Source organism: Massilia psychrophila (genome assembly GCF_002760665.1).
Classification (GTDB): domain Bacteria; phylum Pseudomonadota; class Gammaproteobacteria; order Burkholderiales; family Burkholderiaceae_D; genus JAFCUW01.
This window is the reverse complement of sequence record NZ_PDOB01000001.1, coordinates 86,227-109,645: the sequence shown is the minus strand read 5'-3', so window position 1 is coordinate 109,645 and position 23,419 is coordinate 86,227. Positions and strand designations below refer to the sequence as shown.

The 23,419-nt window shown below is 63.8% G+C and carries 24 protein-coding genes; 6 read left to right on the top strand and 18 right to left on the bottom strand.

The features are described 5' to 3' along the window. Nucleotide 1 precedes the first annotated feature (1 nt). From CR103_RS00490 to leuS, 9 genes are all read right to left on the bottom strand, one after another. Nucleotides 2-2,194 carry an HDOD domain-containing protein gene (locus CR103_RS00490; protein ID WP_180279227.1) on the bottom strand — a complete coding sequence of 731 codons (2,193 nt, stop codon included), beginning with the start codon at nt 2,192-2,194 and terminating at the stop codon, nt 2-4. Nucleotides 2,195-2,406: 212 nt separating this feature from the next. Beyond that, a complete protein-coding gene (locus CR103_RS00485; RefSeq protein ID WP_229442552.1) occupies nt 2,407-3,690 on the bottom strand; it encodes a multidrug effflux MFS transporter in 1,284 nt (427 codons plus the stop codon). Between the two features lie 4 nt (nt 3,691-3,694). Further along, nucleotides 3,695-4,897: a THUMP domain-containing class I SAM-dependent RNA methyltransferase gene (locus CR103_RS00480; RefSeq protein WP_441293452.1), complete on the bottom strand. Its 1,203-nt coding sequence runs from the start codon at nt 4,895-4,897 to the stop codon at nt 3,695-3,697. 81 nt (nt 4,898-4,978) lie between these two features. Next, complete coding sequence (locus CR103_RS00475) at nt 4,979-5,587, bottom strand: 2-hydroxychromene-2-carboxylate isomerase (protein ID WP_099914052.1); 609 nt, start codon at nt 5,585-5,587, stop codon at nt 4,979-4,981. A gap of 10 nt (nt 5,588-5,597) precedes the next feature. Next, the gene (locus tag CR103_RS00470) at nt 5,598-6,008 is read right to left on the bottom strand and encodes a CopD family protein (RefSeq protein ID WP_099914051.1); all 411 of its coding nucleotides are present in this window, start codon (nt 6,006-6,008) and stop codon (nt 5,598-5,600) included. Between the two features lie 18 nt (nt 6,009-6,026). Continuing rightward, a complete protein-coding gene (locus CR103_RS00465; protein ID WP_099914297.1) occupies nt 6,027-7,298 on the bottom strand; it encodes a glutamate-5-semialdehyde dehydrogenase in 1,272 nt (423 codons plus the stop codon). A gap of 31 nt (nt 7,299-7,329) precedes the next feature. Beyond that, a complete protein-coding gene (holA, locus tag CR103_RS00460) occupies nt 7,330-8,343 on the bottom strand; it encodes a DNA polymerase III subunit delta (protein ID WP_099914050.1) in 1,014 nt (337 codons plus the stop codon). Nucleotides 8,344-8,352: 9 nt separating this feature from the next. Then, a complete protein-coding gene (locus tag CR103_RS00455) occupies nt 8,353-8,877 on the bottom strand; it encodes an LPS-assembly lipoprotein LptE (protein WP_099914049.1) in 525 nt (174 codons plus the stop codon). 3 nt (nt 8,878-8,880) lie between these two features. Next, nucleotides 8,881-11,523: a leucine--tRNA ligase gene (gene leuS, locus CR103_RS00450; RefSeq protein WP_099914296.1), complete on the bottom strand. Its 2,643-nt coding sequence runs from the start codon at nt 11,521-11,523 to the stop codon at nt 8,881-8,883. A gap of 198 nt (nt 11,524-11,721) precedes the next feature. Here leuS and CR103_RS00445 point away from each other — a divergent pair, with 198 nt between their 5' ends. Both CR103_RS00445 and CR103_RS00440 read left to right on the top strand, forming a co-directional pair. Beyond that, nucleotides 11,722-11,985 (top strand): PAAR domain-containing protein, encoded by a 264-nt coding sequence (locus CR103_RS00445; RefSeq protein ID WP_099914048.1) that lies wholly within the window; start codon nt 11,722-11,724, stop codon nt 11,983-11,985. Nucleotides 11,986-12,026: 41 nt separating this feature from the next. Next, nucleotides 12,027-12,662: a hypothetical protein gene (locus CR103_RS00440; RefSeq protein ID WP_218968431.1), complete on the top strand. Its 636-nt coding sequence runs from the start codon at nt 12,027-12,029 to the stop codon at nt 12,660-12,662. Between the two features lie 18 nt (nt 12,663-12,680). Here CR103_RS00440 and CR103_RS00435 read toward each other — a convergent pair whose 3' ends face one another. From CR103_RS00435 to CR103_RS00425, 3 genes are read right to left on the bottom strand one after another with little or no spacing between them, the layout of a single operon-like run. Then, the gene (locus CR103_RS00435) at nt 12,681-13,007 is read right to left on the bottom strand and encodes a barstar family protein (RefSeq protein WP_099914047.1); all 327 of its coding nucleotides are present in this window, start codon (nt 13,005-13,007) and stop codon (nt 12,681-12,683) included. A 37-nt stretch (nt 13,008-13,044) separates the two neighbouring features. Continuing rightward, complete coding sequence (gene dapB / locus CR103_RS00430) at nt 13,045-13,848, bottom strand: 4-hydroxy-tetrahydrodipicolinate reductase (protein ID WP_099914046.1); 804 nt, start codon at nt 13,846-13,848, stop codon at nt 13,045-13,047. Between the two features lie 12 nt (nt 13,849-13,860). Beyond that, a complete protein-coding gene (locus CR103_RS00425; protein ID WP_229442550.1) occupies nt 13,861-14,463 on the bottom strand; it encodes an outer membrane protein assembly factor BamE in 603 nt (200 codons plus the stop codon). A gap of 78 nt (nt 14,464-14,541) precedes the next feature. Here CR103_RS00425 and fur point away from each other — a divergent pair, with 78 nt between their 5' ends. Further along, nucleotides 14,542-14,970 (top strand): ferric iron uptake transcriptional regulator, encoded by a 429-nt coding sequence (gene fur / locus CR103_RS00420; protein WP_099914045.1) that lies wholly within the window; start codon nt 14,542-14,544, stop codon nt 14,968-14,970. Nucleotides 14,971-15,016: 46 nt separating this feature from the next. Here fur and CR103_RS00415 read toward each other — a convergent pair whose 3' ends face one another. The 3 genes from CR103_RS00415 to CR103_RS00405 form a co-directional block, all read right to left on the bottom strand. Further along, complete coding sequence (locus CR103_RS00415) at nt 15,017-16,231, bottom strand: c-type cytochrome (RefSeq protein WP_229442548.1); 1,215 nt, start codon at nt 16,229-16,231, stop codon at nt 15,017-15,019. Between the two features lie 104 nt (nt 16,232-16,335). Beyond that, entirely contained in the window at nt 16,336-17,355 is a 1,020-nt protein-coding gene (hrcA, locus tag CR103_RS00410; RefSeq protein ID WP_099914043.1) for a heat-inducible transcriptional repressor HrcA, read from the bottom strand. A 129-nt stretch (nt 17,356-17,484) separates the two neighbouring features. Beyond that, nucleotides 17,485-18,216 carry an HAD family hydrolase gene (locus CR103_RS00405; protein ID WP_099914293.1) on the bottom strand — a complete coding sequence of 244 codons (732 nt, stop codon included), beginning with the start codon at nt 18,214-18,216 and terminating at the stop codon, nt 17,485-17,487. Nucleotides 18,217-18,421: 205 nt separating this feature from the next. Here CR103_RS00405 and CR103_RS00400 point away from each other — a divergent pair, with 205 nt between their 5' ends. From CR103_RS00400 to CR103_RS00390, 3 genes are all read left to right on the top strand, one after another. Next, nucleotides 18,422-19,039, top strand: coding sequence for a hypothetical protein (locus CR103_RS00400; protein WP_099914042.1), 618 nt, complete (start codon nt 18,422-18,424; stop codon nt 19,037-19,039). Then, a complete protein-coding gene (locus CR103_RS00395) occupies nt 19,036-19,653 on the top strand; it encodes a hypothetical protein (protein WP_099914041.1) in 618 nt (205 codons plus the stop codon). Before CR103_RS00400 ends, CR103_RS00395 begins: the two co-directional genes overlap by 4 nt. A 209-nt stretch (nt 19,654-19,862) precedes the next feature. Then, on the top strand, nt 19,863-20,111 hold the full coding sequence (locus CR103_RS00390; protein WP_099914040.1) for a hypothetical protein: 249 nt from the start codon (nt 19,863-19,865) through the stop codon (nt 20,109-20,111). Here CR103_RS00390 and rsmA read toward each other — a convergent pair. Genes rsmA through CR103_RS00375 form a run of 3 tightly spaced genes read right to left on the bottom strand, consistent with a single transcriptional unit; the run spans nt 20,095 to nt 23,365 of the window. Further along, nucleotides 20,095-20,874: a 16S rRNA (adenine(1518)-N(6)/adenine(1519)-N(6))-dimethyltransferase RsmA gene (gene rsmA / locus CR103_RS00385; RefSeq protein ID WP_099914039.1), complete on the bottom strand. Its 780-nt coding sequence runs from the start codon at nt 20,872-20,874 to the stop codon at nt 20,095-20,097. The two genes, CR103_RS00390 and rsmA, sit on opposite strands and share 17 nt — an antisense overlap. Before the next feature lie 24 nt (nt 20,875-20,898). Beyond that, entirely contained in the window at nt 20,899-21,972 is a 1,074-nt protein-coding gene (gene pdxA, locus CR103_RS00380; RefSeq protein WP_099914038.1) for a 4-hydroxythreonine-4-phosphate dehydrogenase PdxA, read from the bottom strand. A gap of 19 nt (nt 21,973-21,991) precedes the next feature. Continuing rightward, a complete protein-coding gene (locus CR103_RS00375; protein ID WP_099914037.1) occupies nt 21,992-23,365 on the bottom strand; it encodes a peptidylprolyl isomerase in 1,374 nt (457 codons plus the stop codon). Nucleotides 23,366-23,419 lie beyond the last annotated feature (54 nt).

Sequence of the window (23,419 nt, the reverse complement as noted above, 5' to 3'; positions counted from 1 at the left end):
TTTAAATTGAGTCCATCGCCCGGGCTTTGGCGCCGGTAGCCATGCCCACCAAGCTTGCCCCACCCGCCGCCGCCGGCAGCAAAATTTCAAACGTCGTGCCGGTGCGGCCGCTGCGGCAGGTAATCTGCCCGCCGAGCTTCTTGACCAGGCCGTGCACGATCGACAGGCCGAGGCCGCGGTGGGCGCCGTCCTTGGTGCTGCGCACCGCCGAAAACAGGTTGGCCAGCACTTCCGGCGCCAGGCCCGGACCGTTGTCGCTGACCACCAGCTCGACGTACAGTGAGCGTTCACGGTTGACGTGGCGGCGGTTGCCGATGTCGATGCGCCCGCTCGGGCCAAGCGCCTCGACCGCATTTTTGACCAGGTTGACCAGGATCTGCTTGAGGATGTCGGCGTCGCCCTCGATCTCGGCGGCGGCGTCCACCATGCTGGTGACGATCTGCACCGCCGGCGGCACGAACTCGGTGGCGCGGAACAGGCGCAGCACATCGTCGACGACGCGCGCGACGTTGGTGGCGTTGGTGGCACGCTGCGATCCGGACGGCTGCAGGTCGGCCAGGCCGTTGATCAGCTGGCCGACGCGGTCGATTTCCTCGTTCAGGATCGACATCTCGCCGGCCGCCGGTTCGCGCTTGGCCAGCTTGCCGTCCAAGACGCTCAAATAATTCTTGATGATCGACAGCGGGTTGTTCACTTCGTGCACCACCCGGCGCGACGCTTCGCGGTATTCTTCGGCGACGTGGGCCAGCTGGCGGCGCGCGTTGCCGCGCTCGGACAGCGCCGTTTCGAGCGCGCCCGCAGCCTGGACGCCGAACGCCTGCATGAAGCGCTCGCGCTTCATGCAGGCCGGCACCTGCCACGCTGCTAGGCCGCCGATCATCACGCCAAGGCTACGCCCGCCGGCGACCAACGGCACGCACACCAGGCTGTCGGTGCCGAGCAGGCGAAACAGCTGTTCTTCGGCCAGCCCGAGCGATTGCCCATCGCGCTTGACGAAGGCCAGCTTGCGATCGAGGGCGGCCTGGGCGACGACGCCGCCGCGGTTGAGCGGAATCGAGAACTCGGCGATGCGCTGCTGCTCGGCGGTCGGCATGCCGACCAGCGCGTGGCCGGTCGGGTTTTCCAGCAGGATGACGGTATTGTCGAAGTCGAACAGGATGCGCGCCGAGCGCACCATCGATTCGAGCAGGCCGCTTTCGCCCTGCTGGCGGGCGAAGCCCTGACCCACTTCCGACACCAGCACCAGGTTGCGCACTTCCTCGGACAGGCGCTGGCGCACCGGGTCGACTGGTGCCGGCGGTGCATACGCCGCCGGGCTCGGGATGTCGTCGGCGCCGGCCAGGTCGATGCCGAGGTGGGCGGCCGACTTCTCGACCTGGCGCATGGCGGCCGCTTTCACAGCGTCGACATCGGCCAGCTCGACGCCGCATATCCGGGAGGCGTCAGCGATGGCGTCGGCGTCCGTGTCGTGGCCCGCTTCCCCGGTCAACCCATGGCACGACATCAGGTGCGCCAGGCGCACGATGCGGATCAACGGGTGGCTCGACTCGAGGCGCGCGCTCGGCTCATGGTGATACAGCACGGAGTCGGCCAGGAAGGAATCGAGGTGCCAGCGCTCGATCAGCCAGGCGCCTGCTTCGGCGTGGGTGATCTGCATGGTGCGCTGCTCGACCGCGCACAGGTCTTCGTCGTCGCGCGCGGTAAAATTGAAGGTGTATTCTTTCGGCGCGGTGGCCAGCAACGCCAGGCGGCCGACATTGTGCAACAGGCCGGCCAAGTAAGCTTCCTCGAGGTGCGGGTATTCCATCCGCTTGGCCAGCTGGCGCGCGACGACGGCGGCGGTAAGCGAATTTTTCCAGAACGCGCGCAGGTCGGTGCTGCCCGAATGAGGAAAGTTATTAAAGGTCTGGAACACCGCTTCGCTGATGACCAGCGTCTTGATCATGTCGGTGCCGAGGGCGGCCAGCGACTGCTCGAGGCAGATGGCGCGGCTGGCGCGATGGTAAGCCGAGCTGTTGGCCACCGCCAGGATTTTGCTGGTCATGCCGGCATCGTTCGAAATGAGCGCGGCCAGCTCAGGCATGCCGAGGTCGTCGGCCTGCAAGTGCTCGATCAACTTGATGAGTATCTGCGGCATCGCCGGCAGACGGGCAATCAGCAGTCGATTGCGAATATCATGGTCTGATTGATGCATGGTCTCGGGCACGGCCGCCAATTGATCGATGGGTTCCAGGTGGCGCTCAGGGGCTAGGCAGCCACGACTTATTTTTTCAAGCAACGCACAGAGCAAGGTTTTGGGCTCTGTCCAGGCATTTAAGGCGGTGGTCTTAGCATAAATATACGAGATTTCCCGTTGGGAACAATAATTCCCGGAAAAATTTCCAAGTTTGCCACAGTCAAACGATGTTATCTGCCGGCTTGATTTGACAAAATGCGCCGATATTGCCTCGACATAAACCATAGTGCCAGGGCGGCAAGACCAAAGCCGAGCTGGCCGAGCGCCAGCCACAGCACCGAATGCGACAGGAACGGCGCGATCACGCCGGCCACCAGGGCGCCCAGCAAGGTCTGGGCGAACGACTGGCAGGAGGCGACCGTGCCGCGGATGTGCGGGAACAGGTCGAGCGTGAGCAAGGTGGCGCCGGGGGCGATGATCGACATGCCGAAGGTGTAGAAGAACATCGGCAGCACCGACCAGGGAAGCGCCGGCGGGTAAAACAGGTGGTACGCGACATTGGCCGCGGCGGCGGCGATCTGGAAGCAAAAGCCGATGCCGATCTGGCGCGCGAACGTCATGCGACCGGCGAAACGGTTGGCTGTCAGCGCGCCGAGAAAAATGCCGGAGACGGTCGGCACGAACAGCCACGCGAACTCGTCGGGACCGAGAAGCAGGTGCACCGGCAGCATCACGGGCGCCGCCGTGATGAACAGGAACAGGCCGGCGAAGTTGCAGGCAACGATGCCCGCCTTCATGTGAAACAGCGGCGAGCGGAAGATGTCGCCGTAATTCTTGGCCAGGTAGCCGGGGTTGAACGGCTGGCGTTTGTCGGGCGGCAGCGTCTCCGGCAGATAGCGGTAGCAGACGGCGAACAGCAGCACGCTGTACACCAGCAGGAACAGGAAGATGGTGCGCCAGTCGAACAATTTGACGATCCAGCCGCCCAGCACCGGCGCGATGGCCGGCGCGATCGAAAAAATCATTGTCACCATCGACAGCAGGCGCGCCGCCGCCGCATCCGAATACAGGTCGCGGATGATGGCGCGCCCGACGACGGTGCCGGCGCCGGCCGACATGCCTTGCAGGATGCGAAATATCCACAGGTAGTGCACCGAGTGCGAGGCGGCGCAGCCGAAGGTGCCGACGGCAAACACCACCAGCGCGCACAAGACGATGTTGCGGCGCCCGAAAGCGTCCGACAGCGCGCCGTGCCACAGCACCATGCCGGAGAACGCCAGCATGTAGGCGGTCAGGGTTTGCTGCACCTCGATCGCGCTGGCGTTCAGATCGGCCTGGATGTTGGGGAAGGCCGGCAGGTAGGCGTCGATCGAGAACGGTCCCAGCATCGACAGCGAGGCAAGCAGCGCCGCCAGCGCCCCGGCGCTTAGCAGCGCGGTCCTGTGGCTTGGGGGCAGCGGCACCGGCACCACCGGGTCGGACGGCAGGTCGGGCGGCGGCGGTTGCGGGAACACGTGCTTACACCTGCTTGGGCTTGGCTTCCTCGCGGCGGTTGTAGCCGGCCACCATGTCGAAGCGGAATAGCCGGCATTCGAGGGCGCCATTAAAAAACGGCGTCTTGCGCGCTTCTTTCAGGCGCAGCAGCTTCGGTAAAGTCAGGTCGGCGGTGAACAGGAACACGGTCCAGCCGGCGAAACGCTGCTTGAGCGTGGTGCCGAGGGCGGCGTAGAACGACACGCTCATCTCGTCGGCCGGCATGGTGGAGTCGCCGCGCACGCCGATCCGCTCGCCGTACGGCGGGTTGGTCAGCAGGATGCCCGGCTGCGCCGTCGGCGGTTTGACTTCCTGCGCCTCGATCTGCTTGAGCGGCACCTCGAACGTGATGCCAGCAATGCGCAGGTTATGGCGGGTCATTTCGATCATGTCGCCCGAAATGTCGCTGCCGAAAATGGTGGGCTCAAGGGGCAGCACGTTCGGCTTGACGGCGGCCTTCATCGCCTGCCACGGGGCGGCTACAAAACCGTTGAATTTTTCGAAGGCGAAGCTGCGCCGCATGCCGGGCGGTGTTCCCTGGACGATCTGGGCCGCTTCGATCAGGATGGTGCCGGAGCCGCACATCGGGTCGAACAGCACCGTTCCCGGTTTCCAGCCCGCTACCCGCAGCATGCCGGCGGCGAGGTTTTCGCGCAGCGGCGCGTCGCCGGTCTCCTCGCGCCAGCCGCGCTTGAACAGCGCTTCGCCCGAAGTGTCGAGGTAGACCGTAAAGTTGCGCTGGTCGAGGAAGCCGACGATGCGGATGTCCGGTTCACCCGTGTTGACCGACGGCCGCTTGCCGACCAGGTCGCGGAAACGGTCGCACACCGCGTCCTTGATTTTGAGGGTGGTGAATTCGAGGCTGCGCAGCGGCGACTTGATGGCGGTGACGTCGACCCGGATCGTATGGTCGACGCCGAACCAGTCTTCCCACGGCTGCGCCAGCGTCAGGTCGTAGATGTCGTTCTCGTTGGCGTAGCTCGCGTGGGCGATGCGCATCAGCACGCGCGAGGCGATGCGCGAGTGCAGGTTGACCAGGTAGGAATCAAGCAGGTGACCGGAGCAGTGAACCCCGCCCGGCACTTGGTTGTGAACTTTCATGGTGGTGCTTTGCAAGGCGATTTCGCCCAGTTCTTCGGCCAGCGCCGCTTCCATGCCGCGCGGGCAGGGACAGAAATATGAAGCCATCAGGGGGTCCTTTTATCCGTTAAAAAAATGAGTCGTATGGGTGAACGCCAGCGTCCGCCCGAATGATTGAAGCGGGCAATTCTATACTGCTTTGGCCAGCGCACGCTCGACGAAATCGAGCCGGTCCTGGCCCCAGAAGCCGACGCCGTCGACGACGTACCACGGGGCGCCGAACACGTTGGCGGCCATGGCGTCGTCGGTATTGCGCTCGTACTGTTCCTGCACGCCGGCGGTCTGCGCCGACTTCACCAGCATGCGGCCGTCGAAGCCGCAGTTGCTCGCCACTTGCGCCAGGGTGTCGCCGTCGGCGATGTTCTTGTCGGCGGCCCACAGCGCGCGCATGACGGCGCCGGCGAGTTCCAGCGCGGCTTCAGCGCCCAGGCTGGTGCGGGCGGCGATGATCAGTTTGGCAGCAGCGTCCGGCGGGATCGGGAAGAAGGTCGGCTGCGGGTTCAACGGCAGGCCGAGCTGCTGCGACCAGCGCGCCAGTTCGAGCAGGCGGTAGGCCTGGCGCTGCGGCGCGCGCTTGGCCAGCGGCAGCCCGCCGGAGGCGCCGAACACCTTGCCCAGGTCAAACGGCTTGATGTCGACGTGAGCGCCGGCCGCCTTTGCCAGCGCGACGAGGCGATCGTGGCCGAGGTAGGTCCAGGGCGAATGCGGGGTCAGGAAGTATTCAATGGTTTTGCTCATTCGAACTCCATCAGAAAGGTTTGACGACAACCAGGATCGTGATCGCGAGCAGCAGCACGACCGGCGCTTCGTTGAACCAGCGGTACCACGTGTGGGTGCGGCGGTTGGCGCCGTTTTCAAATTTCTTCAGCACCGAGCCGCACGCGTGATGGTAGCCGATCGTCACGATCACCAGCACCAGCTTGGCGTGCAGCCAGCCGCCCTTGAAACCGTAGCCGAGCCACAGCCAGATGCCGAACGCGAGCGCCGGAAACATCAGGATCGTGGTGAAGCGGTAAAGCTTGCGCGCCATCAGCAGCAAGCGCGCGGTGGCATTGGCCTCGGTTTCCTGCGCCAGGTTGACGAAGATGCGCGGCAAATAAAACAGGCCGGCAAACCAGGAGGCGATGAAGACAATATGAAACGCTTTAATCCAGAGCATGGGGGGTTCCGTTCAATTTTAGCTGCGTATTTCGCCGTGTCCGAACACGACGTACTTCAATGATGTTAGCCCTTCCAGCCCGACCGGGCCGCGCGCGTGCAGCTTGTCGTTCGAGATGCCAATTTCGGCGCCGAGGCCATATTCGAAACCGTCGGCGAAGCGGGTCGAGGCGTTCACCATCACCGAGGCCGAATCGACTTCGCGCAGGAAGCGCAAGGCGTCGCTGTAGTCTTCGGTGACGATGGCGTCGGTGTGGTGCGACGACCAGGTGTTGATATGCTCGATTGCTTCGTCGATGCCGGCCACCACTTTGACGGCCAGGATCGGTCCCAGATATTCGGTACTCCAGTCGTCAAGGGTGGCGGCGGCCAGGTGCGGGTAGGCCGCCGCGGCCAGCAGCGCGAACGCTTCCGGGTCGGCGCGCAGCTCGACCTGTTTTTCCAGGTACAGCGCGGCCAGTTGTGGCAGCACGGTGGCGGCAATGGCGCGCCCGACCAACAATGTTTCCATCGTGTTGCAGGTGCCGTAGCGGTGGCACTTGGCGTTGAACGCGATCGGCAGTGCTTTCGCCAGGTCGGCCTTGGCGTCGATGTAGACGTGGCAGATGCCGTCGAGGTGCTTGATCATCGGTACTGTCGCTTCTTCGATCAGGCGCGCAATAAGGCCTTTGCCGCCGCGCGGCACGATGACGTCGATGTATTGCGGCATGGTGATCATGGCGCCGACGGCGGCGCGGTCGACCGTGTCGACGACCTGCACGCCGTGCGCCGGCAGGCCGGCGCCAAGCAATCCTTCGGCGACGATGGCGGCCAGCGCCCGGTTGCAGTGGATCGCTTCCGAGCCGCCGCGCAGGATGGCGGCGTTGCCGCTCTTGATGCACAGGCCCGCCGCGTCGACCGTGACGTTGGGCCGCGCTTCGTAGATGATGCCGATGACGCCCAGCGGCACCCGCATCTGGCCGACCTGGATGCCGCTCGGACGAAACTTCATGTTGGAAATCTCGCCGATCGGGTCGGCCAGCGCGACCATCTGGCGCAGCCCCTCGACCATGGTGGCGATGGCCGATTCCGACAGCTCGAGGCGCTCGACCAGCGCCGGCGCCAGGCCGGCCGCGCCGGCGGCATCGAGGTCGAGCCGGTTGGCCGCGCGCAGCAGGGCGGCATCGCGTTTGACCGCGTCGGCGATCAAGAGCAGCGCGCGGTTGCGGGTGGCGGTGTCGGCGCGCGCCATCGCGCGCGCCGCACTGCGTGCCTGGAGCCCTACCTGTTGCATGTATTCAGCGATGTTCATGGTTGTCATTTTCATGTTGATTCGGACTGGCTTAGCGCGCCACCTTTAATGCCAGCTGCAGCATGGCGTCCCATGCGTCGCCGGCAAAATCTTTGGCGCGCAATCCCTTGATCATCTTGTCGACCTGGGCGGCGTCCTGCAAGCCTTGTTCCAGCGTCTCCAGCGCGATGCGGCGCAGCGCCGGCGCCATCAGGCGTTCTTTGGCGCCCCAGATGCGGTATTCCTTGAGCACTTCGCCAAGCGGGCGGCCGTTCGCCGTCGCCGCTTTCAGTTTCAACAGCGTGCGGATTTCGTCGGCCACCGCCCACAGTACCAGCGGCAGCGCCTCGCCCTCGCCCTTCAAGCCTTCGAGCATGCGCACCAGGCGCGCGGTATCCCCGGCCAGCATTGCCTCGGACAGCTTGAAGACGTCGTAGCGCGCCACGTTCAGCACCGCGTCCTGGACCTGCTCGAACGTCAGTTTGCCGGCGTCGTGCAACAAGCCGAGCTTGAGGATTTCCTGGTGCGCCGCCAGCAGGTTGCCTTCGACCCGGTCGGCGATGAAGTCAAGACCCGGGCGGTCCACGCTCTGGCCTTGCGCGGCGAGGCGCACACCGATCCAGCCCGGCAGCGCGGCGCGCTCGATGCTTGGGATCTCGATGTACACGGCGCCCTGCTGCAGGCTGGCAACCCAGGCCGCCTTGGCGGTCTGCCAGTCCAGCTTGGGCAGCGTGATCAGGGTCAGGTTGTCGGGGCTGAGGTCCTTGGCGTAGCTTTGCAGCGCAGCGCCGCCGTCCTTGCCCGGTTTGCCGGTCGGGATGCGCAGCTCGATCAGTTTCTTGTCGCCGAACAGCGACATCGCCTGGTTCGCCGCCAGCAGCTCGCCCCACTTGAAATTGCGCTCGACGGTAAGGACGTCGCGCTCCGAGTAGCCGTTGGCGCGGGCGGCGCGGCGGATCTTGTCGGCCGCCTCCAGCGCCAGCAAATGCTCGTCGCTGGTGATCACGTACAGCGGCGCGATCGTCCTGGCGAGGTGAGCTTCGAGTCCATCAACGCGCAATTGCATCGGTAATCCTTACACGCGCTTGATGGCGGCCAGGCGGCGCAGGATCTGCTGGACCAGGTCGGACTGCATGTCGCGGTACAGCAGCGCTTCTTCGGATTCCTTCGCCAGCACCTGGGTCTCGTTGAAAGCGATCGAGCGCTTCAAACTGATCTCGGTGGCGCCGAGCATTTCGGCGTCCTTGGCGTCGCGCACGCGAAACACCAGCGTATAGGTCAGCAGGTATTCGCGCACCCGGCCCTGGCTGTTGAGCGACAGGATCGCCTTGCCGCGCGTTTCCGACAGTACGTCGAGCTTGGCGTCGGCCTTGGCCGGATCGGCGACCACGACCGCATCGCCGCCGCGCAGGTTGCGCCGTAGTTCGACGCCGAGCGGCGAGGTCTCGGAAAAACCCAGGTAGATGCTCTGGAACGGCATGTGGTACTGGCCGTTCGAGCCGCGCAGCTGAAAGCCGCAGCTCGACAAGGCCAGCGCCAGCAACAGGGGGCCAAAAAACAGGGCGCCGGCGCGCACAATCGAGGTTGGCAAAATAGTCATCGCTTACACCACGATGCTGATCAACTTGCCGGGCACGACGATCACCTTTTTCGGCGCCGTCTCGATGTATTTTTTGACCGCCTCGCAGGCCAGCGCCTGCGCTTCGATCGCCGCCTTGTCGGCGTCCCTGGCGACCATGATCGAGCCGCGCAGCTTGCCGTTCACCTGGATCATCATCTCGATCTCGGCCTGCACCAAAGCCTGCGGGTCGACTTGCGGCCATGGAGCGTTCAGGATGTCGCCATGGACGGCGCTGTAACCGAGCTCTTCCCACAGCACGTGGGTGATGTGCGGTGCTATCGGGTTGAGCACGCGCAGGAAGATCGACAGGCCTTCGGCGATGACCGCATCCGACGCCGCGCCGGCGTCAAGTTTGGCGGACTCCATCGTGTTGAGCATCTTCATGCAGGCCGACACCACCGTGTTGTACTGGATGCGTTTCAAGTCATAGTCGGCCTGCTGCAGGATTTTGTGCAGTTCGCGGCGCAGCGTTTTCTGCGCTTCGTTCAAGCCGTCCTTTGACGGATCGGCCAGTTCCGAGGCGATGCGCGGCGACTGCGCGAAGGCAAATGCCCACACCCGGCGCAGGAAGCGGCTGGCGCCTTCGACGCCGCTGTCGGACCACTCGAGCGTCTGCTCCGGGGGCGAGGCGAACATGGTAAACAAGCGCGCGGTGTCGGCGCCGTACTGGCCGATCTGCGCCTGCGGGTCGATGCCGTTGTTCTTCGACTTCGACATCTTTTCGGTGCCGCCGATTTCCACTTTCTGACAGTCGGCCTTGAGCAGCGCGCCTTGCGGGCGGCCCTTGTCGTCCAGCGTCAGGTCGATGTCGGCCGGGTTGAACCAGGTTTTTTTACCGGCTTCGTCTTCGCGGTAGTACGTCTCGTTGAGCACCATGCCCTGGGTGAGCAGGTTGACGAACGGCTCGTCGAACTTGATCAGGCCAAGGTCGCGCATGATCTTGGTCCAGAAGCGCGCATACAGCAGGTGCATGACGGCGTGCTCGATGCCGCCGATGTACTGGTCCATCGGCATCCAGTAATCGTTGCGCGCGTCGACCATCGCATCAACCGAACCTGGCGACGTGTAGCGCATGTAGTACCACGACGAATCGACGAAGGTGTCCATGGTGTCGGTTTCGCGCCGCGCCGGTTTGCCGCATTGCGGGCAATCGCACGCCAGAAACGCTTCGTCCTTGTTGAGCGGGTTGCCGCTGCCGTCGGGGACCAGGTGCTCGGGCAGCACCACCGGCAGGTCTTTTTCGGGCACCGGCACGGTGCCGCAATCGGCGCAGTGGATCATCGGGATCGGCGTGCCCCAGTAGCGCTGGCGCGAGATGCCCCAGTCGCGCAGGCGGAAAGTGACTTTCTTTTCGCCCAGGCCGAGGGCGGCGAGGTCGCCGGCGATGGCGTGGACGGCGGCAATGTAGTCGAGGCCATCATACTTGCCCGAATTAACCATCACGCCATGTTGCTTGTCGCCATACCATTCCTGCCAGAGCGCCAGTGAAAACTCCTTGCCGGCGACGGCCACCACCTGCCTGATCGGCAGCCGGTACTTGGTGGCAAAGGCGAAATCGCGCTCGTCGTGGGCCGGCACGCCCATCACGGCGCCGTCGCCGTAGGTGATCAAGACGTAATTGCCGACCCAGACTTCGATTTGGTCGCCGCTCAAAGGATGGGTGACGAACAGCCCTGTCGGCATGCCCTTCTTTTCCATCGTCGCCATGTCCGCTTCGATCACGCTGCCCAGCTTGCACTCGGCGATGAAGGCGGCCAAGTCCGGGTTGGTCTGCGCGGCATGCGCGGCCAGCGCGTGTTCCGGCGCCACGGCGCAGAACGTCACGCCCAGGATGGTGTCGACGCGGGTAGTAAAGACATGCATCTTGCCGTCGCCGATCAACTCGCCGGCGGCATCCCGGATGGTGTGCGGGAAGGCGAAGCGCACGCCGGCCGACTTGCCGATCCAGTTGGCCTGCATGACGCGCACGCGCTCGGGCCAGCCCGGCAGCTTGTTGTCGACATAATCGAGCAACTCGTCGGCGTAGTCGGTGATGCGGGCGTAGTACATCGGAATTTCGCGCTTTTCGATCAGCGCGCCGGAACGCCAGCCGCGGCCATCGACGACTTGCTCATTGGCCAGCACGGTCTGGTCGATCGGGTCCCAGTTCACGGTACCGGTTTTTTTGTAGATGATGCCCTTTTCGAGCATCTTGAGGAACATCCACTGGTTCCACTTGTAGTATTCCGGCTTGCAGGCAGTCATCTCGCGCGACCAGTCGATCGCCAGGCCCATCGATTCCATCTGCTCGCGCATGTGGGCGATGTTGGCGTAGGTCCACTGTGCCGGCGGCACGTTGTTGGCCATTGCGGCGTTTTCCGCCGGCATGCCGAACGCATCCCAGCCCATCGGCATCAGCACGTTGTAGCCGTTCATGCGCAGATAGCGGTACATCACGTCGTTGATCGTATAGTTGCGCACGTGGCCCATGTGCAGCTTGCCCGACGGGTAAGGCAGCATCGAGCAAGCGTAATACTTGCCTTTTGGGAAACGTGGGTCGTTTTCCACCGCCTTGTAGGCATCGATCGCCTTCCAGTGCAATTGGGCGGCTTGTTCGACGTCGGCGGGACTATATTTATCTTGCATGATGGTCAAAGGGCAGGAAGTGGAGTTGAACCGAACATTATACTGGTTCATCTTCCTTCAAGGCCAGGCCAGGACCGCGCAGCGCAGATCGACAACCCGGCTGCCGTGCCGATCCGGTCAAATCGACGCCGCCTTGCTCAATCATACTGATCACTGCAGGCCGGCTTTGCTGCCTGCGAACTACCACGGGGGGGCAACATGGCAGGCGAAATCATCCGGCAAGGCGACAAAACCCGCCACGGCGGCACCGTCATCGAAGGTTCAGCCGTCGACATTTGCCATGGCAAGCCGATTGCCTACCTCGGCCACAAGACCTCGTGCCCGCAGTGCAAAGGCACCTACCCCATCGTCGACGGGGCGCCGGTCACCAGCCTGTATGGCAAGGGCGTCGCCCTGGCCGGCATGAAAACGGCGTGCGGCGCGGTACTCGTCGCCGGCCAGTTTACCGACACGGTCGGGTAGCTGGCAATTGCGCTGCCTGCCGCCAACCGAGGCTCACCGCCATGACGACCGCACCGCGCCCACCGACAACCGACAGTACGCCGTCCGCCGACTTTTTTGCCCACCAAACCAGGCATGAATTGAGCGGCCCGCAGTGGGTGGCGCGCTTCCCGGGAAGCCGGCTGACGCACGACCTCGACCCGGTGTTTCGCGTCGCCGTCGAGAACTTCCTGGCGGCGCTGGCCGGCGCCGGGGCCAGCGTTCACATCTCCAGCACCTTGCGGCCCAAACAGCGCGCTTACCTGATGCATTGGGCCCACCAGGTGATGCGCAATGATCTCTCGCCCACGCGCGTGCCGGCCATGGCGGGGGTGCCGATCCAATGGGCGCATCCGAGCCTGGCTGCCTCGATCGGCGCTTGCACGGCGATGGTGGAGGGGTTCTGCATCGGCCACCTGCGCGCCGATGTCGCCCCGTCCCTCAACACGCTGCATGCGAGCGGCGAGGCGATCGACATGACGATCGAATGGAGCAGGACGTTATCGATAAAAACGCACAACGGCGCGCGTGTCGACATTGCCTCCGAGCCGCGCACCGGCATGAACCCGCAGCTGCACGCGGTGGGCCTGGGCTACGGCGTCGTCAAGTATGCGGGCGGCACCAAGGACAAGCCGCACTGGTCAATCAACGGCCACTAGCCGATATCGGCCGCGCACTTACCGTAGCACCAGCGCCAGTGCCGGCTTTTCGCCATAGTCGGCATACCGTTCGTTGATGCCGGCGACGCAGTACGTCACTTCCTCGAGCAGCTCGGGCGCTTTTTCGCGCAGCGCCGCCGCATTGTCGATGACAATCTCGAGCACTTCGTTTGGCTTCAAGCGAAATTTGCTCATGCCGTCGGCGTCGCGCAGGTAACTCAGGCAATCGACCCAGGCGTCCATCGTATTGGAGTACGCTTGCGGAAAGCCGAAGGCGGCCTTGCTCGCGGCATGAAAACTGTCCCAGCCGTCGATTGCGGCCCCGTTGATTGCGGCACTTGCCATGTTTTTCTCCTGTTACTGGTGCAGACCACGGGCCCGCTCACAGACCCAGCACGTCCCGCATGTCGTACAGCCCGCTCGACTTGTCGGCCAAAAAGCGCGCGGCGCGCAGGGCGCCGTGGGCGTAGGTGACGCGGCTACTCGACTTGTGGCTGATTTCGATGCGCTCGCCGTCGCCGGCAAACAGCACGGTATGGTCGCCGACGATGTCGCCGCCGCGGATGGTGGCAAAACCGATGGTGGACGGATCGCGCGCGCCGGTGACGCCTTCGCGCCCGTACACGGCGCATTGCTTCAAGTCGCGCCCGAGCGCGCCGGCGATCACTTCACCCATCATCAAAGCGGTGCCGGACGGCGCATCGACCTTGTGGCGGTGGTGGGCTTCGACGATTTCGATGTCGTAGCCTTCGGCGAAACTTTTTGCGGCCATCTCGAGCAGCTTGAGGGTGACGTTGACGCCGACGCTCATGTTGGGCGCGAACACGATGGCGGTCTTTTCGGCCGCTTGACGAATGGCCGCCTTGCCGGCGTCGTCGAAGCCGGTGGTGCCGATGACCATCGCGATGCCGTGCTCGGCGCAGTAAGCCAGGTGGGCCAGCGTGCCCTCGGGGCGGGTGAAGTCGATCAGGCAGCGCGCCCCGGCCAGCGCGGTGGCCAGGCTTGACGTGATCGCCACTCCGGCCGGCCGGCCGAGAAACGCCCCGGCGTCGTGGCCGAGCGCGGGCGAACCTGCAACGTCGAGCGCGCCGGACAGACGCACGTCGCTCGCCGCGGCGATTGCCTCGACCAGCATTTTGCCCATCCGCCCGCTGGCGCCGGCAATCGCTATTTTCAATTCGGTCATGGTGGACGCCGCTTATTTATTGATCTGGATGCTGGCCGAGCCGGCTTCTTCTTTTTTCGGCGCCTCTTTGGCGGTGACCTTGGCCGGACCGGCGATGCGTGCGATGTATTCTTTTTCGGTCGGCAGATTGCCGCCATCGAATTTTTCCACCTTGTCGTCTTTAAAATAGACGGTCACGCGGGCCTGGGTCAGTTCGCCATTGCCGCGCGTCAAGTAAAACGGATAGTCCCAGCGATTCGCGTGGAACACGTCCGTCAGCAGCGGCGTGCCAAAGATGAACTTGACCTGCTCACGGGTCTGGCCGACTTTCAGCTGGGCCAGCATTTCCTGGGAAATGAAGTTGCCCTGCTGGATATCCGGACGGTAAGGCGACAGTACCCACAGGAATTTTTGCAGTTTCGTCACGGTGCTGGTCTGCGCGCCGGCGTTGGCAGCGGCGGCGGCCTTGCCGGCGTCGGCGGCGAGGGCCGCCGGCGAGGTCGAGACGGGCGCTGCGGGCCGGGTCTGGTTACGCCATGCGGCGCAGCCGGACAGCGTCAGCACGGCGCACATGGCGGCCGCCACGAGCGGGGCACGGCTGTTAAAACGGTGCAAAACAACATTCTTGACGCGCATAGGTGACCTCAAAACGTTTGAGCGCTAGCTCCAAAACGCTATATCATAAAGCACTATCCTAATCTACGAGCAACAAACATGAGTAACAATCCTAGCGACCTCAAGGCGAGCGGCCTGAAGGCAACCCTGCCCCGACTGAAAATTCTCGAGATTTTCCAGAACAGCGAAGTGCGGCACCTGACCGCCGAAGATGTCTACAAAACCCTGCTGACCGAAAACCTCGACGTCGGCCTGGCCACCGTGTACCGGGTGCTGACCCAGTTCGAACAAGCCGGCTTGCTCAATCGTAACCACTTCGAAACCGGCAAGGCCATTTTTGAACTGAACGCCGGCTCCCACCACGATCACCTGGTGTGCCTGGACTGCGGGCGCGTGGAAGAATTCTTCGACGAGGAAATCGAGTCGCGCCAGCACATGATCGCCGTCGAGCGCGGCTTCAATATTGCCGAGCATGCGCTGGCGATTTACGGCAACTGCATCAAGCCGGCCTGCCCGCACCGGCATTGAGACTCGCCGGTTTGGCGTGGTCAGATCAACAAGCCGGGGCGCATCGTCAAATCGACTTGAGGTACTCGGTCAGGTCGGCAATTTCGGCCGCGCTCAGGCCGAGCGCTTTGCGAGTGTTGTAAGTTGTCACGACATCGCCCAGCGTGGCCGCGCTGCCATTATGGAAATAGGGTGCGTGCTGCCACAGCCCGCGCAGCGGCGCGGTGCGGTACATTTTGGTGGCGCTGCGCGACGCATAGCTCGGCGCGCCGCCCGGTTCCGGCTCGCTGACGACGTCGGAGACCGGATGCAGTCGCATGTTGGCATCGGTAAATTGAGCACCGCTGTGGCAGCTGATGCATTGCCCGCGGCTGGAAAACACCAGCTTGCCGCGGCTAGCGGCGGCAACGTCGAAGCTTCCCGGCGGCGGTGCCGGCGCCTCCAGCGAGAGCTGATAAGCCTGCAGCGCCGGCAGTTTCGCGCTGACCAAGTCAAGCGTGCCGTAGGTAACGCTCACGCCGAGGCGACTATCCGAAAACGATCCCTGTCCACCCATCTGGGTCACTGCGACATAGCGGTTCCAGTAGGCAACGTCGTCGCCGTCGCCGGTCGAGGTGATGCGGTGAATGCCCTTGAGCCCATACGCAGGCGGTATCGCCTGCGGGCCGTTCTTGCCATCGAGATTGAAGCGCGGGTCGTACTTGCCCTTGCCCCAGGAATTGTAGACGACCTTGACGGCGTCGCTGAGCGCCGGCGACAGTGCGATGATGGCGCCGGGATTAAGGTCGCGATTGGCCCAGCCGTCGAGCCGCTTGCCAATTCCCGGGGCAAACGAATTGTCCACCGTCGAGTGGCACAGCGCGCAAGTGACGCCGACCCGCGTCAACGTGTCCTTGCCGCTGACCGTTTCCACCTTGCCGACCAAGCCGACAACCGCATTGAGCTTGAGCAGCGCGACCGTTGTCGCTGGGCTTTTCAGGTCGACGCTGCCATCCTGGATGCCCTTTACCACTGCCGCCGGCAACGCTTCGGCATCGACCTTCAGGCCAACCGCCAGCGCCGTCACCGGGTCAACCGCCGCCGGGATTACTTCGTGCAGCCGCCAGGTATCGCTCCACTGCCTTTCGTCGCCAAAGGTGTCGAAACGGAAAATCTGTTTGCCCTGCTCGATCGTGGCCGGGTCGGCCGGCGCCTCGTCGTTAGCATTGTTGCTGTTGCAACCGCTTGCCAGCAAGATCATCATGCCGGCGCTACCGGTCCATATTGCCTGAATAGTGTTCATCGTTGCTCCTCGCCGCCAGCTCGATTGGCCGTGTGGAGGTTGGATGATGGCCGCATGCCCATAGTTCCTGGCGCGGCATGGCAAACGCCGGGCGGCGAGAAAAATCAGCTGTGGCTCAGCGCATTCGACAGCAGCTTGGCAGTGATGTCGACAATCGGGATCACCCGTTCGTACGCCATGCGGGTCGGGCCGATCACCCCCAAGGTGCCGACGATGCGCCCGTTCACTTCGTAGGGTGCGGTGACCACGCTCATTTCGTCCATCGGCACCAGGTTCGATTCGCCGCCAATAAAAATCTGCACGCCGGTGGCCTTGCTGGAAAAGTCGAGCAGCTGCATGAGCCCCGTTTTTTGCTCGAACATCTCGAACATCTGGCGCAGCGACGTCATGTTCGACGATAAATCCGACACCGACAGCAAGTTGCGCTCGCCCGAGATCACCATGTCGTCCGAATGATCGGTCATCGCTTCGCTGCCCGCCTCCACCGCCGCCTGCATCAGCCGGCTCATGTCGTCGCTCAGCTGGCGCAGCTCGCCCGTGACGCGGGCGCGCACCTGCTCGAACGACAGGCCGCCATAGTTCTGGTTGATGTAGTTGGCCGACTGCACCAGTTGGCTCGGGGTATAGTCGACGTCGGTCAGCAGCATGCGGTTCTGGACGTCGCCGCGCGGATCGACGATCACCAGCAGGATGCGTTTTTCGGACAGGCGCAAAAATTCGATCTGCTGGAACACCGATTCGCGCCGCGGCGACAGTACCACGCCGGCGAACTGCGACAGCGACGACAGCATCTGCGCCGCGTTCGAAATGATTTTTTGCGGCTGGTGCTGCGATTGCAGGCGCATGCGGGCGTCGACCGCGTGCTCGTCGATGTGCTGTACCGTCAGCAAGGTGTCGACGAAAATGCGGTAGCCGCGCGGGGTCGGGATGCGGCCAGCCGATGTATGAGGGCTGGAAACATAGCCCATTTCCTCGAGGTCGGACATGATGTTGCGGATGGTCGCCGGCGACAGGTCGAGCCCCGAAATCTTCGACAGCGCGCGCGAGCCGACCGGCTGGCCGTCGGCGATGTAGCGCTCGACGAGCGCCTTCAACAGGGTTTGAGCACGGGTATCGAGTAGCATTTTTACGGTGTTCGTACGGTGATGGTGCGGTGGTCGGTATGGTGCGGGCCTGGCGGCCAGGCGAACACCCTCCTGGCGCCCCCATTATGCACGCTACACTGCCGCCTGTGCGGCTGGGTGCAGCAAACGTCAGCAGTCATGCGCGCGCCGTAGCCAGTCGAGCAACTCACCGAAATCGGCGCAGATCGCGTCCGGCACCACACCGTGCTCCAGGTGGCGCGCGCTGCCGGTGCGGTTGAGCCAGACGGCGCGCAATCCTGCCTGCTGGGCGCCGCGCACGTCGAGCAGCACGTCGTCGCCGACGTAGACCGCGTCCTGCGGCGCCACGTCAAGGGCGCGGCAGGCGGCCAGGAAGATCGCCGCATCCGGCTTGGCGTACCCGAGCTCGTGCGCCGCGACCGACACCTTGAAATGGTGCGACAGGCCGATCGCGCGCAGGTCGGCGTTGCCGTTCGAAATAGAACCGATCAGCACCTGCCGGCCGAGCCGTTCGAGGCCGGGCAACACGTCATCGTACAGCGCGACGGCGTTGCGGGCGGCGAAGAAACACGCCATTGCCAACTCGACCTTGGCGCTGTCCTCGCCGGCCTGCTCGAAGGCGGCGTGCAGGCCGGCGCGCCTCAGTTGGCCCAGGTCGAGGTGGTATTCGGGCCGGCGCGCCATCAGTTCCAGCCTGGCCTGGCGCAGGCTGTCGATCGAGTGAAGCGCCGCCACCTGCGGCGCGTGCAGCAGCAGCCATGCGTACAAGGTCAGCTCGGCCTGGGCGATGACGGGCCCGATCGGCCACAGCGTGTCGTCGAGGTCGAACAAGACGGCTTTCGGCCAGGCGGGGCGATTGGTATCAGGATTGGACTCAGTCATGGCGACGGCGGCGAATGGAAGTGACGGCAACTCCAGCATAGCGATGCTGCGCTGGAAAATCAAATCGGCGGCCAGGGCGTTACAACGTGATACATGAGGAATGGCGGTGTCGTTGGCAAATGCACTAAAATGACGACCAAATTGTCTGTTTCGCGGCTTCGGCACCAGCCATTCCCGCCCTACCCTGTCTGTTCTTGGAGAAAACATGAAAAGTCTGACCCTGCGTGCGAGCGTCGCGCTCGCGTGCGCCTTGAGCCTTGCCGCGTGCGGTGGCAGCAGCGGCAACCTGTTGTTGGGCGGTAGAATCGACGGCCTGTTCAAGCCTGGGCTGGTGCTGCAGAACAAGAATGGCCCCCTGCTTCCCATCGCGGCCGGCACGACCACGTTCGCCTTCCATGAGCTGATCGGCAACGACGAGGAATTCGAGGTCAAGATCGCGACCCAGCCAACCGGCGCCAAATGCACCCTGGCGGACAACAAGGGAAAGTCGGGTGCGTTCAACATCACGTCGATCATCATCACCTGCGCCACCAACACCTACGACCTCGGAGGCACGATCACAGGCCTCGACAGCGGCAGCCTGGTGCTGGTGAACGGCTCGGATCGCGCTACGGTGACAGCCGGAGCTCCGGGCGCCACCATCGGTTTCAAGATGAGTCAGGTTGCCGATGGCGCGCCGTATGGCGTCACCGTGCTGACCCAGCCGAGCGGGCGCACCTGCAGCGTCGAGAATGGCGTCAACACCATGGGCACGGCAGAAATCGCCAACATCAAGGTCACTTGCAAACCGGCTGCCGCCACCCCTTCTGGAGAATCCGTATGACATGCAATTTCACGCGCCCGGCGCTCGCCCTGGCCCTGGCCCTGACCCTGGCCGCTTGCGGCGGCAAGGCGACTTTTCCGGTCTCCGGCACTATCGAAGGCTTGCAATACGGCGGCCTGGTATTGAGCACCAACGGCATGGACTTGCCGATAGCGGCAAACGCGACCTCGTTTACCTTTCCTAACACGCTGTCGTACGGCGAGGTCTACAACGTGACTATGAAAGCGTCGCCGGCGCATCAAACCTGCTTGGTCGGATCATTTACCAGCCGGATCACCGGCGTCACCTACAATGGCGCCACCGATACCGCCGGCCGGTTCGGCGCAATCAACATCGGCGTGGGGTGTACCACGAACCAGGTGGCGCTCGGCGGCAAGATCACCGGCCTCACTTCGGCCGGCCTGCAACTGAACAACGGCAGCGTCCCCTTCATCGCCCCGCTCGCCGCCGACGCCTCATTCACCTTCCCCACGGTTGAATTTGGCAAGTCGTACAGTATCACTGTGCTGGCCCAGCCCCTCAATGAGACCTGCAGCGTGTCGTCGAACGGCACCGGCGTCATGGGCGACCTTGCCCCGGCCGGTATCGAAGTGACGTGCGTTAAAAAGACGTGATCGAGATATTTGCAGGAACAATATCTGTTATTTGAAAGATAAATTGGCCTAATATGCTGTGACGCAGCATAATGCATCCGTCTCCTCCAAGTCTCCTCAAAAAGAATTGGATTTAAGCCCGCCAAACAGCGGGCTTTTTTTTCGCCGCACATGTCGCTTTCACCTGGCAATACTGGCATGATAGGACCACACCATCTACAGGAGGTTTTGTGCCGACCGAACAGATTGGAGAGTACGAGATCGATTATTCGGGGATCAGGCTGCTCGACGTCGACGGCTGGGCTGCTTGCGTGACGATCTACGGACCGTCGCCCAACCCGATGCACCGCAACAGCATCGTGCCGGCGCAGCGGGTGGCGCTCGAGCACGTGTTCGCCACCGAGATCGAAGCCGAAGCCGTGGCGCGCACGTCGGCCATCGCGATGCTGGAAGAAAAGTCGGTCAGGCCGCCGGTTTGAGAAGATTGGCCAGCGCCACATACTGAACCAGGCCGATCGCTTCCGGTCGCACCGTCGGGTCGATGCCGGCTTCGACGATCTGCGCCTCGGTAAACATGCCGGCCAGGCAGTTGCGGACCACCTTGCGGCGTTGCGAGAACGCCTTCAACACCACCGCCTCCAGGGTCGGGCCGTCGCACGCCAGCCGCTGCGCCACCGGCACCATGCGCACGATCGCCGACTCGACCTGCGGCGGCGGATCGAAAGCGGTAGGCGGCACGATGAACATCAGCTTCATGTCATAGCGCCACTGCAGCATCACCGACAGCCGGCCATACACCTTGCCGCCCGGCTCGGCCACCATGCGCTCGACCACTTCCTTTTGCAGCATGAAATGCTGGTCTTCGATCAGGTGGGCAAAGTCGGCCAGGTGAAACAGCAGCGGGCTGGAAATGTTGTACGGCAGGTTGCCGACCACCCGCAGCTTCTGCCCTGGCGGCACCGGGATCTGGCCGTAATCGAATTTCAAGGCGTCGCCCGAGTGGATCGTCAGCTTGTCGCGCGGGAAAGTTTTTTCCAGTCGCGCCACCAGGTCGCGGTCCAGTTCGACAACGTGCATGTGGCCCAGGTGTTTGAGCAGCAGCGCCGTCATTGCCGCCAGCCCGGGTCCGATCTCGACCATCGCCTGGCCCGCTTGCGGGCCGATGGCGTCGATGATGTCGGCGAGGACGAATCTGTCGGTCAAAAAATTCTGGCCGAAGCGTTTGCGGGCAACGTGTTTCATTGATTGTTTACTTTATTTGATGGGTCAGGAAGGGCTGTGCTGGGCGGCGACCATCTCCAGGGCGCAGCGAATCGCCTGCTCCATGCTGGCGCAGTCGGCCAGCCCGAGGCCTTGGGCGGCCAGGTCGAGCGCAGTGCCATGGTCGACCGAAGTGCGGATCAGCGGCAACCCAAGGGTGATGTTGACGCCGCGCCCGAAAGTGGCGTACTTGAGCACCGGCAAGCCCTGGTCATGGTACATCGCCAGCACGCAATCGGCATCGCGCAAGTATTTCGGCTGGAACAGCGTGTCGGCCGGATACGGGCCGCGCGCGTCGATGCCGCGCGCGCGCGCTGCCGCCAACGCCGGGGCGATGGTATCGATCTCTTCGCGACCGAGATAGCCGTTTTCGCCGGCATGGGGATTCAAGCCGGCGACCAGGATACGCGGTACCTGGACACCGAACTTGCGCTTGAGGTCGGCATCGACGATGTCGAGCACGCGCCCCAAGGCATCGAAGGTAATGGCGTCGGCCACCGCGCGCAGCGGCAGGTGGGTGGTGGCCAGCGCCACGCGTAACGCGGTTCCACCGGCGACCGCGCTTTGATCAAGTTCGCCGGCAAGCATCATCACCACCAGCGGCGTTGCGGTTTTTTCGGCCAGGTATTCGGTATGGCCGGAAAACGCCACGCCGGCATCGTTGATGGTGCTTTTTTGCAGCGGCGCGGTGACCATCGCCTCGAACCAGCCCGCTTCGATGCCTTCGACCGCGAGGTCGAGCGTGGCCAGCACGGCGCGGCCGTTGGCCCGATCGAGGATGCCGGGCCTGACGTGGGCAACCAGCGGCACGTCGATCACGGTAAGGCGATCAGGGCCGAATTGCGGCAGGCCACCGTTGCGCAGTGCCATGGTCGACAGCGCGGCGACCTTGATGTCAGGGTCGAGCAGGCTGGCGGTAAGCGCCAGGAAGGCGGCGTCGCCCAGCAGCACGCAGTTGACCTCGCGCCGCATCGCCCACGCCGCGCGCAACGAGATTTCCGGGCCGATGCCGGCCGGCTCGCCCGTGGTGATGGCGATGACGGGACGGCCGGCGCCGGGCGCCGGGGTTGCGCCGATCATGCCTTTTCCTGTCATACCCTTACTTCTCCTCGCGGAACTCGACGTAAGCACGATCACGCACCTGGCGCGCCCAGTCTTCGCTCGCTTCCTGCAGCTTGCGCTCGCGAATCACCTGGCGGGCCGCAACGCGCTGGCGCTCTTTCGAGGCGTCGTCGCTCTTGCGCTCCAACACTTCGATCAGGTGGAAGCCGAACGGGGTTTCGACCGCGCCGCTCACTTCGCCCGGCTTCAAAGCGGCCACGGCGGTTTCGAATTCGGGCACCGAGTCGCCCGGGTACAGCCAGCCGAGGTCGCCGCCCTTGGCCGCCGAGCCGTCGTTCGAAAACAGCCGCGCCAGTTCCTCGAACTTGGCGGCCTTGTTGTCGAGCCGCTCCTTCAATTCGCCCAGCTTGCGCTTGGCGTCGGCCGCCGTCATGGTCGGGGTGACCTTGAGCAGGATGTGGCGCACGCGGGTTTGCTGCTGGGCCACGGCTTTTTCCTTGTCGTCCGCAACGGCGTTGCGCTTGCCGACCAGCTTGAGCAGGTGAAAGCCGGTGTTGCTGCGCATGACAGGCGTAACCTGGCCCGGCGACAGCTTGACGAGCGCCTCGGCGAACAGCGGCGGCAGGCGGTTCGGGTCGCGCCAGCCGATTTCGCCACCCTTGAGCGCGTCCGGCGCGTCCGAATAAGTGGCGGCGGTCTTGGCGAAATCGGCGCCGGTGCGCAGCTGGCGCGCCACTTCGTCGGCGCGCGCCTTGCGGGCAGCGATCTGCTCGGGAGAAGCGTTCTCGGGGATCCGCACCATGATTTGCGAAATGTTTATTTCGACCTGGTCGGCAACGGCAGCCTGCTCGGCGGCCAGGTAGGTGTCGACCTCGGCGTCGGAAATCTGGATCTTGTTGTCGACTTCATGCTCGCGCAGGCGCTGCATCATCATTTCGTTGCGGATCTCTTCGCGGAAAGTGGCGTACGGCATGCCTTCCTTTTCCATCTGGTTGCGCATGTCTTGCAGCGACATTTTTTGCTGCTCGGCGATGCGGCCGATCGCGCGGTCGAGTTCCTGGTCGCTGACCTTGACGCCCATTTCCTTGGCCAGCTGCTGCTGCGCGCGCTCGACGATCATCGCTTCGACCACCTGGCGCTGCAGGTCGGCCGCGGCGGGCATCGGCGCGCTGGCCGCTTTCATGCGTGCCTCGATCGAGCGCACCCGCGCGGCAAGTTCATTTCTGGTGATGACGTCGTCGTTGACCACCACCGCGATCGAATCGATGACGTTGGCCGAGCTGGACGCCGGCGGCAGGAAGCCGCCGGAGGGCTTGGCGACGGCGGGAGCGGCTGGCTTGGCCGTCTGGGCGGCGGCCTGGCCGGCGATGAGCGTACACAGCAGGAGCGCTGCGGTCTTCAGTTGGTGCATACGGATATTACGCATAATCTGGGAAACACTCATATTCAGGTGAATCAAAAAAAT